At 42.0% G+C, this 11,290-nt stretch carries 14 protein-coding genes; 3 read left to right on the forward strand and 11 right to left on the reverse strand.

The features are described from left to right. Positions 1 to 32: 32 nt before the first annotated feature. From proC to der, 7 genes are all read right to left on the reverse strand, one after another. The gene (gene proC / locus I8752_RS07575) at positions 33 to 845 is read right to left on the reverse strand and encodes a pyrroline-5-carboxylate reductase (protein ID WP_214431701.1); all 813 of its coding nucleotides are present in this window, start codon (positions 843 to 845) and stop codon (positions 33 to 35) included. 137 nt (positions 846 to 982) lie between these two features. Next, positions 983 to 1,582 carry a cell division protein SepF gene (locus tag I8752_RS07580; RefSeq protein ID WP_214431702.1) on the reverse strand — a complete coding sequence of 200 codons (600 nt, stop codon included), beginning with the start codon at positions 1,580 to 1,582 and terminating at the stop codon, positions 983 to 985. 362 nt (positions 1,583 to 1,944) lie between these two features. After that, complete coding sequence (locus I8752_RS07585) at positions 1,945 to 2,613, reverse strand: YggS family pyridoxal phosphate-dependent enzyme (protein ID WP_214431703.1); 669 nt, start codon at positions 2,611 to 2,613, stop codon at positions 1,945 to 1,947. Beyond that, positions 2,610 to 2,888 carry a transcriptional coactivator PipX gene (gene pipX, locus I8752_RS07590; protein WP_214431704.1) on the reverse strand — a complete coding sequence of 93 codons (279 nt, stop codon included), beginning with the start codon at positions 2,886 to 2,888 and terminating at the stop codon, positions 2,610 to 2,612. Before pipX ends, I8752_RS07585 begins: the two co-directional genes overlap by 4 nt. Before the next feature lie 275 nt (positions 2,889 to 3,163). Further along, entirely contained in the window at positions 3,164 to 3,448 is a 285-nt protein-coding gene (locus I8752_RS07595) for a hypothetical protein (RefSeq protein ID WP_214431705.1), read from the reverse strand. A 158-nt stretch (positions 3,449 to 3,606) separates the two neighbouring features. After that, positions 3,607 to 4,533, reverse strand: a complete 927-nt coding sequence (locus I8752_RS07600) for an energy-coupling factor transporter transmembrane component T family protein (protein ID WP_214431706.1) — start codon at positions 4,531 to 4,533, stop codon at positions 3,607 to 3,609. Positions 4,534 to 4,608: 75 nt separating this feature from the next. Beyond that, on the reverse strand, positions 4,609 to 5,970 hold the full coding sequence (der, locus tag I8752_RS07605) for a ribosome biogenesis GTPase Der (protein WP_214431707.1): 1,362 nt from the start codon (positions 5,968 to 5,970) through the stop codon (positions 4,609 to 4,611). Positions 5,971 to 6,126: 156 nt separating this feature from the next. On the opposite strand from der, the gene I8752_RS07610 reads away from it, so the two are divergent. The 3 genes from I8752_RS07610 to I8752_RS07620 all read left to right on the forward strand — a co-directional run bounded on the left by I8752_RS07610 (position 6,127) and on the right by I8752_RS07620 (position 7,803). Then, positions 6,127 to 6,987 carry a metallophosphoesterase gene (locus tag I8752_RS07610; RefSeq protein ID WP_214431708.1) on the forward strand — a complete coding sequence of 287 codons (861 nt, stop codon included), beginning with the start codon at positions 6,127 to 6,129 and terminating at the stop codon, positions 6,985 to 6,987. Between the two features lie 235 nt (positions 6,988 to 7,222). Continuing rightward, a complete protein-coding gene (locus I8752_RS07615) occupies positions 7,223 to 7,459 on the forward strand; it encodes a hypothetical protein (RefSeq protein ID WP_225895504.1) in 237 nt (78 codons plus the stop codon). Continuing rightward, positions 7,456 to 7,803: a type II toxin-antitoxin system PemK/MazF family toxin gene (locus I8752_RS07620; RefSeq protein ID WP_214431710.1), complete on the forward strand. Its 348-nt coding sequence runs from the start codon at positions 7,456 to 7,458 to the stop codon at positions 7,801 to 7,803. Before I8752_RS07615 ends, I8752_RS07620 begins: the two co-directional genes overlap by 4 nt. Positions 7,804 to 7,921: 118 nt before the next feature. Here I8752_RS07620 and I8752_RS07625 read toward each other — a convergent pair whose 3' ends face one another. The 4 genes from I8752_RS07625 to I8752_RS07640 all read right to left on the reverse strand — a co-directional run bounded on the left by I8752_RS07625 (position 7,922) and on the right by I8752_RS07640 (position 11,007). Next, entirely contained in the window at positions 7,922 to 8,389 is a 468-nt protein-coding gene (locus tag I8752_RS07625; protein WP_214431711.1) for a DUF4189 domain-containing protein, read from the reverse strand. Positions 8,390 to 8,446: 57 nt separating this feature from the next. Continuing rightward, positions 8,447 to 9,127: a glycerol-3-phosphate 1-O-acyltransferase PlsY gene (gene plsY, locus I8752_RS07630; RefSeq protein WP_214431712.1), complete on the reverse strand. Its 681-nt coding sequence runs from the start codon at positions 9,125 to 9,127 to the stop codon at positions 8,447 to 8,449. 86 nt (positions 9,128 to 9,213) lie between these two features. Further along, positions 9,214 to 10,500, reverse strand: a complete 1,287-nt coding sequence (locus I8752_RS07635) for a DUF3086 domain-containing protein (protein WP_214431713.1) — start codon at positions 10,498 to 10,500, stop codon at positions 9,214 to 9,216. Between the two features lie 120 nt (positions 10,501 to 10,620). Further along, a complete protein-coding gene (locus I8752_RS07640) occupies positions 10,621 to 11,007 on the reverse strand; it encodes a DUF3119 family protein (protein ID WP_214431714.1) in 387 nt (128 codons plus the stop codon). Positions 11,008 to 11,290: the final 283 nt, after the last annotated feature.

Consider the following 11,290-nt stretch of genomic DNA (forward strand, 5'->3'; position numbering starts at 1 on the left):
TTCCTTGTCCTCAATCCCTAGTCCCCACTACCTTATTTTCCCAGTTCTAGAGAACGCTGTGCAGCTACTCTCACTGCTTCTATTAAAGCGGAACGAAATCCCGATCGTTCTAACTGGGCAATACCCGCAATTGTCGTACCGCCAGGACTCGTGACGCGGTCTTTGAGTTCTGCGGGATGAATTTTGCTTTCTTCTAACAATTTTGCTGTTCCCAGTACAGTTTGTAGGGCTAGTTGATTGGCAATCACTCTTGGTAAACCTGCTGCTACTCCCCCATCCGCGAGTGATTCTACCATCAAGGCTACATAAGCGGGACCACTACCAGATAATCCGGTTACCGCATCCATCAGAATTTCTGAAACTTCTACAACTTCCCCCACCGCCGAAAATATTTGCTGTGCTATTTGTTGGTGTTTAGTATTAGTGTATGCACCTAAACACATGGCGGTAATTCCTGCCCCTACGGTTGCCGGGGTATTAGGCATTGCTCTAACAATCGGTAATTGCGGGAATGCTCCCTCTAGCTGACTTAATGACACTCCCGCTAAAATAGAAATTACTAAAGGTGAGTACGCTGCCTCTAGAATACCTGCTAGTTCTTGGGCGATCGCACTAAATACCTGCGGTTTTACTGCTAAAAATACTACTTCACTTGCAAGAGCAAAAACCGAACTATTATCTGCGGTTACAGTCACATCATATTCTTGCTGTAAAAAACCCTGGCGTGCTAATAAAGGTTCGCTGACTATAACCTCTGAAGGTTGATAAACTCCACGCGCGAGTAAGCGGGATAATAATGCTTCTCCCATTACCCCACAACCAATCAAGCCAAATCTAATAGTCATGAGTTAATAATCACTAGTCAATAGTCAATAGCCTATAGTCAAAGACTGTGGACTTTGAAATGCCAATTGCTACAAGTCGGGCAAAGCCGCCTAACACATTGGCTGCTCTTGACTATGGACTAATGACTAATTTAACCTTATTGTGCCATGCGATTCGCTTCATTACCCCAGTTTTGAGTTGGAGTAGTTGCGGCGGGACGTGAAGGACGTGCTGGTGGTTGTGGTACTTCATGAATAACTCCACCTTGGGTGCTAACTTGGACGCAACTGGGCGTAAACAAAAAGATGCTTTCTCCGATGCGCTCTTGATGTCCATCTAGTGCGTATGTTCCACCTGCCACAAAATCTACCGCGCGTTGTGCTTGATCCGGGTCCATGATGGTCAAGTTTAATACTACTGACTTGCGCTCGCGCAATGCTTGAATTGCTTGAGGCATTTCTTCAAATGTACGCGGTTCTAATACTAATACTTCTGAAATCCCGTTAATTGCTCCTGGCATACCGATTACATTCCCCATTGTAGACTTTGTACCAACTGCTACATCTTCACTCATTGTAGTCGCGCTTTCGCGCCAACGTCGATTGGGAGCAGTAGCTTCTGTTGGTGCTGGTTGGGTATTTTCTTGTTGATACAGATTTTGGTAGTTATCTGTATCTGGTTCTTCCTCATAGTATTCATATTCCACTTGTTCGTTTAGACCTACAAAGTCTCGAAGTTTGGAAAATATATTGTTCATTGTTTACGCTCCTAGTACAAATTACCTTTATTGATGTCGCTATTAGTTGATGTAACCAACTTCGTTCGCTACAGAGGGCAGACAATTTAGTAATTCTATCCTTGTTTGTAGCCTCTATTACAGCTATGAATAATGAACTGACGTTTTGGGGAACGCCTGTACATTAACTTAGATACAATAATGAGTCAAGATTATATACTAATGATTGTCTGAAAAAAAGACTAATTCGTGCTTTTTTACTTAGTATTCACTTTTTTAATATTAGTTTAGTATGTGTTTTATAGCACTAGTACTTACACGAACTCCTCTGTATCCAAGATGATTTTGATGAATACTTAAACCGACATCAAAAAACTTGTACGCTAAGTGCGATCGCCAAACAAGATAGTCCCTAATCTTACCATCGTTGCCCCAGCTTGTACTGCCAGTTGATAGTCGCCTGACATCCCCATTGACAACTGGTGCATTTTGATGTGATGCCAACTTTGTGACTGTATTTCTTGAGCCAATTTAGCTGTGTTATTAAACACAGTTAATACTTCAGTATCTGTTAATTTTAAAGGTGGAATTGTCATTAAACCTTGAATTTGTAAAGTTTTACACCGATCTAGTGCGGGTAGATCGCTTAGTAGTTCTGACACACTCCAACCTGACTTGTTAGGGTCTGGGAGAATTTTCACTTGTAGGCAAACCTGGGGATGGACTCCTAACTCTTGTGCTAATTGATTTAAACGTTGTGCCAGCTTCAGATTATCTACAGAATGAATCCAGTCAAATAGTTCAAGAGCCTTTTTGGCTTTATTACTTTGCAAATGCCCAATGAAGTGCCAGGTGATATCCGATAAGTCGTGCAACTCGGCTTGTTTGCTGGCAGCTTCTTGGATACGATTTTCGCCGAAATCACGAATTCCGGCGGCATAGGCAGAACGAATGACTTCAGCTGGGACTTGCTTGCTGACAGCAATCAATCGCACTGAAGGCGGGAGGGAGGCGCGAATTTTAGCAATACGTTCGCTAATCGAACTGGTCATTGGAAGGTGCGTTGGAAAACACTCTGAAGCTGATCGTACTCCTGAGATTGACCACTGCGACGCAGGGTACGCAAGCGATTTTCCAACAACATTCTAGCTTCTGTACGTCCTATAGGCTGAAATTTAATACCTTTGACATCATTTACAACCAAAAAAAACAAACGTTGGGCATAAAGAGTAGTGAATAGATCCTGGTTCTCGTCCACCATACAGATCCGATAAAGTAAACCCCAAGTTGGATGATTTATGTAAGTCTCTGAGTTTTCTGGATTCATTGAAAAGTCAAGGTAGGAGTATATATCTTTTTTCGCAGTTAAATGCACGCATTCAGACGATAATAACTCCCTTTCGGGGGAATATTTTTGGAAAATTGTGCAATCGATAATTTTTGCCGCCCAGTAGCGGCTATAAAAACCTCGATCTAATAATTCCCAATGGGCAGATGAAGCTAATAGTGGGAAAGAGAACGCGTAAAAGAAGCGATAATTCGCATGTTGCCAAGCTTTTTCTTTTAGAAAAGGCTTTTTATTGCCAAGCAGTATTACCTGTTTTAAAGGCTAGCTAGGCAACCAAAATTGCAGAAAGTAGACGCATGGTGCGAAGCAGAAACTTTACTGTCAGAGGCTTCCAAAAGGTAGGCTAGAGTCGAAGCTTGTTGTAAGATATCGCAACTTATCTCTGGTAATTTATACTCAGTTGCCATTTGTGACGTTGAAAAGCCTTTATTCTTTTGTCTAAGACTTTCAGTGGCAACAGCATATACTCTTAGAAATTTTCCAGGCCAAAAGCCGACTCTCATACTTCTGCTTGCTCTAACTTCTTTCCATGTTGCCATAATTATCGGTTTGCGGAGCAAAATAGCTGAGTTTAGTCAGTTGTCAGTTGTCATTAGTCAGAAGGCAGGAGGCAGAAGGCAGAAGGCAGGAGTAATTATTATTTATTGTCTCCCTTGTCTCCCCCTGCTCCCCCTGCTGTGTTATCCCCATTTTTTAATCAAGATTGGTTTCCTAGTACTACCCGCACTCCCCAAAATATGGTTAGAGTTGCGATCGCTAGCCAATCCCAGGATTTTAACCGTAATTCATGCCACTTAACTTGGTGTTCGTTGGGACTGGTAAAACCGCGAACCATCATGGCACTAGCCATTTGTTCTGCCCGTAATAACAGATTTTCCAACAGTCGCTCTGCTATTATCATCCAAACCTTGACAGCTCCTTTCAATCCTAACTTTTTCCAATTAATCGCCCTTGTCATCACAGAACGAACTAAGTTTTGCACTTCTTCTAAAACTAGGGGAATAAAGCGCAAGGACAAAGTTAAAGTCAGAGTAATTTCTGTTACAGGTATCTTTAGTCGTCGCAGGGGCTGCATTAAGCTTTCAATCGCAGAGGTAATTTCTTCTGGTGCGGTTGTGAGTAGATACAAGTTGGTACTGTAAATTACAGTAAACAAAATTGTACTCAGACGCACTGCTAAATCCAAAGAACGGCGAGTGACTTTAACTGGCCCTTTGTGAAATAGAATGTAGCTATAGTCTTTCTTGGTATTTGCTTCTTTTTGGACAACTTGAGAATTATTTGTATTGGCTGGCTGATTTAAGACTTGTTCGTTAGCTGGTAGACGTGGCTGATAATCTACACCCAATCCATCAGGACTGACAGCGCCAATAATCAAGACTAAAAAAGTTAGCGTCAACAACCAGCCCATCTGCTGTTGCCACACTCGTCGGGGAATTCTGGCAACTAAGGTAAAAACAATTAACAGTACTACTAGCAATACGCGCCATTCATTTGTCGCAAAACTATAACTTGTCAAAAAACTCATTAACCAGGCAATTTTGACTCGCGGATCGATTTTATGTAGCCAAGTTTGCGGTTGTTCTAAATATAGTCCTAGTGGTAGCGATCGCAGTAAATCCATGTTTTGTCAGTTGTCAGTTGTCAGTTGTCAGTTGTCAGTTGTCCTTAACTACTAACCACTGACCACTGACTACTATTACACTCTAGTTGCTCGGTTGGCGCTACCACTTTCCACATCTCGGACTTTTTTGCTGCGCCAAAATATCCGAATTGGCGTGCCTTTAAACCCTAATTGTTGCCGAAATTGTCTTTCAATATAGCGACGATAGTTGTCGTTAAAGCGTTTGGCATCGTTGACAAACAGGGCAATGGTAGGTGGTTGCGTACTAACTTGCGTACCATAATATATCTTGCCCTGACGACCGCTGCGTGAGGTTGGCGGTGAATGCCAACTAACGGCATCTTCTAGGACTTCGTTAATTACTGAAGTGCTGACACGACGTTTGTGTGCTTCAGCAGCTCGATTTACCAACTCTAAAATCTTTTCTACTCGTTGTCCTGTTAAGGCACTGACAAAAATGGTATCCGCCCATTCGGTAAAATGTAGCCGTTCTTGCAGACTTTTTTCGTAGTCGTAAATGGTGTAGGAATCTTTTTCAACTGCATCCCACTTGTTGACAACAATAATGCAAGCTCGACCTTCTTCTATAATTCGCCCTGCTAATTTTTGGTCTTGCTCGGTGACTCCATCAAGGGCATCTAGTACTAATAAAACCACATCGGCGCGGCGAATCGCTTTGAAAGCACGATTAATGCTAAAGAATTCTGGGCCGTAGTCTACGTTTTTCTTTTTGCGAATTCCAGCGGTATCAATTAAGCGATAGGTTTGTCCATCCCGTTCCACGACGGTATCAATGGCATCACGGGTTGTGCCAGAAATTGGGCTGACGATAACTCTTTGTTCGCCAACAAAAGCATTTAGTAAACTTGATTTCCCGACATTTGGACGACCAACAATTGCAACCTTAATTTCATTGGTTTCCGGTACTTCTGCAACGCTGGGAATGTGATTCATTAACTCGTCGAGTAATTCTCCCGTACCGTTACCATGAATTGCAGAGACGGGGAAAGGTTCGCCCAATCCTAATTCCCAAAATTCAGCAGCTTGAATTAAGCCTTGTTCGGGAGATTCGCATTTATTCACAGCTAGTAAGACGGGTACTGGTTGTTGACGCAACCATTCAGCAATTTCTTCATCAGCCGATGATGGGCCTGTTTGACCGTCTACTACAAAGATAGCGGCACTGGCTTCTGCAAGCGCTGCTAATGCTTGTTGGCGAATCAGTGGTAAGAATTCAGTATCATCGTTAAATACTAAACCACCAGTATCTACTACTAAAAACTCGCGATCGCTCCAAAAAGCTGGCATATAAGTGCGATCGCGCGTTACACCCGGTTCATCGTGGACAATCGCCGTTTGTTCCCCGGCGAGGCGATTAACCAGGGTGGATTTGCCTACATTAGGCCGTCCGATAATTGCAACAATTGGCAGTCCCATAAAACCAGGGTGAAGTAAGAGACGTAGTATATCACGTCTCTCTATTTTAGCTACTTTAATTCTTTATTTAATTTCTCAACCCCAAAGATGATTGTCCGTCAAAGTTAAAGAAATAGCATAACGGAAAATCTGGCAGTCACGTAAGGAGATTGTGCCTTGAGAAATCGTAAGTGGCTTATAAAAGCCAGTAAGTCAGCATGGCGATTTTTAGGATGGTGCTTTCTGTTAGGCTGTTGTACTTTACTATACGCCAAGTTAATCGAACCGAATTGGATTGAGGTTAATTCTTTACAACTGACTCTTCCGCATCTTTCATCGGAATTTAATGGCTATCGCATCGTTCAAATCAGCGATATTCATCGGGATAGATGGATGACTCCACAGCGTTTGAGGCGTATTGTCCGCTTAGTCAACCGCCAAAAACCAGACTTAGTGGCAATTACAGGTGACTTGATAACTCGTCATTCGTCGAAATTAATTGCTTCTGTTGGGGTTCCTTTAGCTCAACTTACACCCAAAGATAAAACTGTGGCTGTTTTAGGCAATCACGACTACGAGAACAATACCAAGGCGATTATACAAGTACTGGCACAAAGCGGTGTATCCCTTCTGAGTAATGATGTTTACACGCTACAACGAGGCAATGCAATGTTGCATATTGCTGGGGTAGATGATGTGGGGATGGGTAAAGCTCGTTTGGATTTAGTAATCCAGCAGTTACCTAGTGAAGGAGAAGCTATTTTATTAGTACACGAACCAGACTTTGCTAATACCAGTGCTGCAACAGAACGGTTTGACTTGCAGTTATCGGGACATTCTCATGGCGGACAAGTGCGTTTACCTTTTTTTAAACCGCTAGTTTTACCGCCTTGGGGCGAACAATATTACTGGGGAAAATATCAAGTAGGAAATATGCTTTTGTACACTAACCGCGGCTTGGGTATGACAGGATTGCATTTACGATTATTTGCTCGTCCTGAGATTACAGTGTTTACGTTAGTTGCACCTAAATTTTGATTAAAGCAGCAAGGAGGTAATTGCAAGTCACTCTTATTTAATCTCAAAAAATAACTTACTCAATGCCTGCTATTCTAAAATTCAAGCTAAAGCGATCGCGCTGCGATTGAATTTAGTGTTGGTTTTTACGATGCTCTAGGTGCTGGAAGAAATATTGAAGTTGTGTATACTCTAGCATCTAGACTTATTAAGTGTAACTTCTCAAAACTTAAAGATTGCAATGAGAGTCAATCTAATGATGGAATTAAAAGATTTGCTGAGACAAGAAATCGAAAATATGAATGAAGAACAACTCAAGCAAGTTAGCGATTTTATTGCTTTCCTAAAATTCCGCAATCAAACAGTAAATTGGCAAATAGATAAAAATCAGATAGCTTCTCTCTACAGTGAATTTGCTGAAGAAGACCGCAAACTAGCTGAAGAAGGATTAGATGAATACGCAGAATTCTTAAGGCAAGAAGACTTGAAATGACACTTGAAAGAGGAGAGATTTGGCTGGCAAATTTAAACCCAACCAAAGGTTATGAACAAGGAGAAACTCGACCTATAATTATTTTTCAAAACGAAGTTTTTTCTCAATTTTCGACAACTGTCATTACTATTCTATTAACTACTAATTTGCGTCGTGCATCTTTGCCAACATGTTTCTTAATTACTGCCATCGAACGAGTAATAGAGCGCGATTCAGTAGCTTTATGTTATCAATTAGGAGTGATAGATCGGGCAAGATTGCAGGGAAAATTGGGAAAACTGAGTCTAGAAATAATGACAAATTTAGAGGGTAAAGTCTTATTAACGTTGGGATATAAGTTTTAAATATATAGCTATCCACAAACTCGTCGTTGACATCGCCTTCTGGCAGCGCCAAAAATTATTCTAGAATCAGTTTTTATCTATGGTTGCTTTAACTATGAGAAAGCCACACAGATACGCTTTAGTTGTTGGCGGGAACTAATACTGTTCCGTTGTCAATCGTTTGGTATCTAGCTTCTCTAGCGAAAATTACTCGACAACTTACACCGCCATAATTTTTGCAGGTTTGTAGAGCATAACGTCCTGCGATCGCTCTACCTCTTGTAGGATGATTGGTATCATATCCCCAGCCTGTACCATAAGCTCCATTGGAACCGACTGCTAAGGCTCCCCAAGCATTTTTAAACCATAATGGTACTGAACAATCTTTAGCGCGAGATTGTCTTTGGCAATTATAAAGAGCACTACGCTCGGCTTCTTGGCGCGATGAAGCAGTTGCAGAGGTGTAAACTTTAGTTGAGCGAGAATAGGCGATCGCTCCATACACATCTGAGTTAGATTCAGCTTGGGCAACCTGTGCCAACCCAGGTAAAATTGATAACGCTGTAGCTGCGGCGAAGAAAGTTTTTTGTAGTCTATTTGCCAACATAATTTTTCATTGAACTCTAGTAGCGAACTACAGTTCTATATGTAGGCATTTCGGATATTATGCAGTTTGTTCTGGTTCTATTGGTAACTTTTGTCCAATTTTTGGTTCAGTACCAGCAAGTAGCCGTTCAATATTAGTGCGGTGGCGCAAAATCACATACAAACCACCAACAACACCAAACAACACATAAGGTAAGGGTAGATGGAAAATAACCATGAAAATGGAAACTGCGATCGCCCCTGCAATAGAACTTAAAGATACAATGCGTGATATGGCAACAACAACAGCAAACACGCCCACTGTTGCTAAACCTACCTGCCAACTCATCGCTAACAAAATCCCTAAGCTAGTAGCAACAGATTTCCCACCAGTAAAACCTAAAAAAATTGATTTACTGTGTCCTAAAATAGCGGCTAGACCGACTAAAGTCACTATCCATGATTGCCACAGTTTGATATCTACCGTTGGGGGGATTAAATTTTGACTAGAAGCAAAATTAAATAACCAGTAAGGTAGGGCGATCGCTAATACTCCCTTCAAGCAATCAAGTACTAAAACGAAAGCTCCCGGCCCTTTCCCCAAAGTTCTTAAAACATTGGTTGCTCCAGTTGAGCCTGAACCAATCTCTCGAATATCAATACCTTTTAACTGCTTGACAGCAATGTAGCCAGTGGGAAAAGAACCCAGTAGATAGGCTACAAGTAATATTGCCCCACACAAAGTTAACCAAATAGCCATAAATAATTTTCAATTTGTTAGTTGTTAGTTGTCAGTAGTCAGTTGTTTGTGTTTCTACTGACTACTGACTAATGACCATTGACTAATCAAAAATCATTCTCATAATTTCTCATTGTTTTCGGATCGGGAGCAAAAGCTAACCACAAGGGAAATTGCAGTAATGCCAGACTGATTTGTTCTTCAGAATCGTCAATGAGAATCAAAGGTAGTTGATTCGCTTTTACTAATCGCTCTGCTTTTTGTGCCAATGCCTCTGGTGCTTCAAATAATACTACACCTCTATCTGGCCCAAAATCTGGACGACCAATTCCCAGACAATCTTGCAAACCACGCCGCCATTCACCTAAACGCTCTGGCGTATTAGCTAAGACCAGCGTACGGACGCGATCGCCATACAACTTGTGTAATATCGAAATTACTGCTGAAGCAATAAGAATATTCTGTAAGCGGCTACCCATCGTCCGCAAAGCACCACGTCCGCCTTGGCCAAAAAACCAGTTAGAAACGCGTTCGGCGTGGACTGGTTCAAAGGTACGACGTAGTTGCCACACAGGGCCATAATAATCTGGTTGGTTGCGGTATTGGTCGATTAAGCGGCGAATTTGCTTTGTTGTGTCTTGAAACTGCTGTGGGGCAAATTGTGGTATTCCTGGTTCGGGTTCAGCCTGTTTGGTCGGTTTGACAACTGGTTTTTCTCGTTCTATTGCAACAGGAGGAACCAATTGCAATTGCTCTGCTGCTGCCGCCAAATCTTGTAAGCTACCCGTGAGATAGTCTTTAAAACCCTGGACTCGAATTGCTAAGTCTTGGGATGTTCCTGCAAAAGTAGTTCGCATTTCGTTGCGAATGCGTTCTTGACGGCGTTCTAACTGTTCTACAGAAATTTGTAGGGTTTGTTTGCGTTGTTCTAACTGCACCAATGACTCTTGTACGAGTCTACCTAGCGAAGTTTGAGTTTCACTCAATTGTGCCTGAAGAGTTTTATAGGAATTTTGCAGGTTGGCTATTTCTTCTTTGAGAGCTGCTTCAACTCGATGCAACTCTGCTACTCGATTTGCTGCTTGTGCGTAAAGTGAATTCTCGTCTGATTCTATTTCTGAACCCAGTGCAGTAGTCTCTGGTTGTAACTGTACAGCCAACTCGACATCTGGTTGTTCTCTTAGCTCATTGCCTGATGCTACTTCTGTTTGAGAGATGGGCGACTGGGAATTTGCATCATCTATTTGTGTTTCAGTTGATGAAATTTGCGCTTCTGTTTTCTGGACTGACTCTACAGATGAGTTGTCTGGATTTTTAACTGTAGGGTTGTGTTGTTGTACTTGCTCCAACCACTCATCATTCATTTTTGGGGTTTGAGATTCCTCGGTATTCATAAATAATAGTGCAATTCCTATAACGCAAATAAATAGCTTTGAGAAATATACAACTGAATTGCCTAGTATGTGCTAAGTGCTGATGCTGAGTATCAAATAGAGTTACTTAGCACTTGGGTACTAAATGCGCGGGCAACGTTGTTCTAGACAAGTTTTCAGGGTGTCTGGGTCAAACAAAATCGGCAAAAAATGAATACTTTTGATTTCTTTGAAGTAAAACAGAATAGGAACTCTATTCCAGAAGATACGCCAGTTTTGCCATTCCTGGTAGGGAAAGCGCCGAATTAATTTTTCGCCTCTGTAAATATCTAAGTCTGTGGCGGTGAATTGCAAACGCAACGTTACAGTTTGAAACAAAAGAAACAACCCAAATAATGAGATTGCTGCTCCTATCCAAGGTTGGACGATCAGTAGTGGAATAGCAGCAAACACCAACACTATAGGAATAGTGTAACGAGGTTTGAGTTCTACAGTTGATGTTAAGTTAGGCGCAAATGAGTTAATCACAGTTTTAAATCCTGCTTTGTTGAGTAAACATCTCTCCTATTTTAGAAGTTAGGGGTCATGAGTTTGGAGGTTGAAGTTTGCAAGCAGGAGGCAGATATGCAGGGAGCAGGAGGAGAACTTCTTACTCAGCACTCCTCACTCAGCACGAGCGCGAGAAGTTGCGTGCAAAGAGAAGTGCGGTCTTGGGCTTTGCCCCTTTGGGTGACGCTCCTGCGTCGCTAACGCTTCGCTAACAGAAGTTTCAACTCGACGGGAACCGGAGGCACTCCGTTGGACGGGTTTC

Origin of the sequence: Dendronalium phyllosphericum CENA369, from assembly GCF_016056275.1 — a bacterium.
In the GTDB taxonomy this organism is placed as follows: Bacteria; Cyanobacteriota; Cyanobacteriia; order Cyanobacteriales; family Nostocaceae; genus Dendronalium; species Dendronalium phyllosphericum.

Excerpts from the sequence above, each read along its gene's own strand:
- proC (WP_214431701.1), bottom strand. The coding sequence starts at position 845 with ATGACTATTAGATTTGGCTTGATTGGTTGTGGGGTAATGGGAGAAGCA.
- I8752_RS07580 (WP_214431702.1), bottom strand. The coding sequence starts at position 1,582 with ATGAACAATATATTTTCCAAACTTCGAGACTTTGTAGGTCTAAACGAA.
- I8752_RS07585 (WP_214431703.1), bottom strand. The coding sequence starts at position 2,613 with ATGACCAGTTCGATTAGCGAACGTATTGCTAAAATTCGCGCCTCCCTC.
- pipX (WP_214431704.1), bottom strand. The coding sequence starts at position 2,888 with ATGAATCCAGAAAACTCAGAGACTTACATAAATCATCCAACTTGGGGT.
- I8752_RS07595 (WP_214431705.1), bottom strand. The coding sequence starts at position 3,448 with ATGGCAACATGGAAAGAAGTTAGAGCAAGCAGAAGTATGAGAGTCGGC.
- I8752_RS07600 (WP_214431706.1), bottom strand. The coding sequence starts at position 4,533 with ATGGATTTACTGCGATCGCTACCACTAGGACTATATTTAGAACAACCG.
- der (WP_214431707.1), bottom strand. The coding sequence starts at position 5,970 with ATGGGACTGCCAATTGTTGCAATTATCGGACGGCCTAATGTAGGCAAA.
- I8752_RS07615 (WP_225895504.1), top strand. The coding sequence starts at position 7,223 with ATGATGGAATTAAAAGATTTGCTGAGACAAGAAATCGAAAATATGAAT.
- I8752_RS07620 (WP_214431710.1), top strand. The coding sequence starts at position 7,456 with ATGACACTTGAAAGAGGAGAGATTTGGCTGGCAAATTTAAACCCAACC.
- I8752_RS07625 (WP_214431711.1), bottom strand. The coding sequence starts at position 8,389 with ATGTTGGCAAATAGACTACAAAAAACTTTCTTCGCCGCAGCTACAGCG.
- plsY (WP_214431712.1), bottom strand. The coding sequence starts at position 9,127 with ATGGCTATTTGGTTAACTTTGTGTGGGGCAATATTACTTGTAGCCTAT.
- I8752_RS07635 (WP_214431713.1), bottom strand. The coding sequence starts at position 10,500 with ATGAATACCGAGGAATCTCAAACCCCAAAAATGAATGATGAGTGGTTG.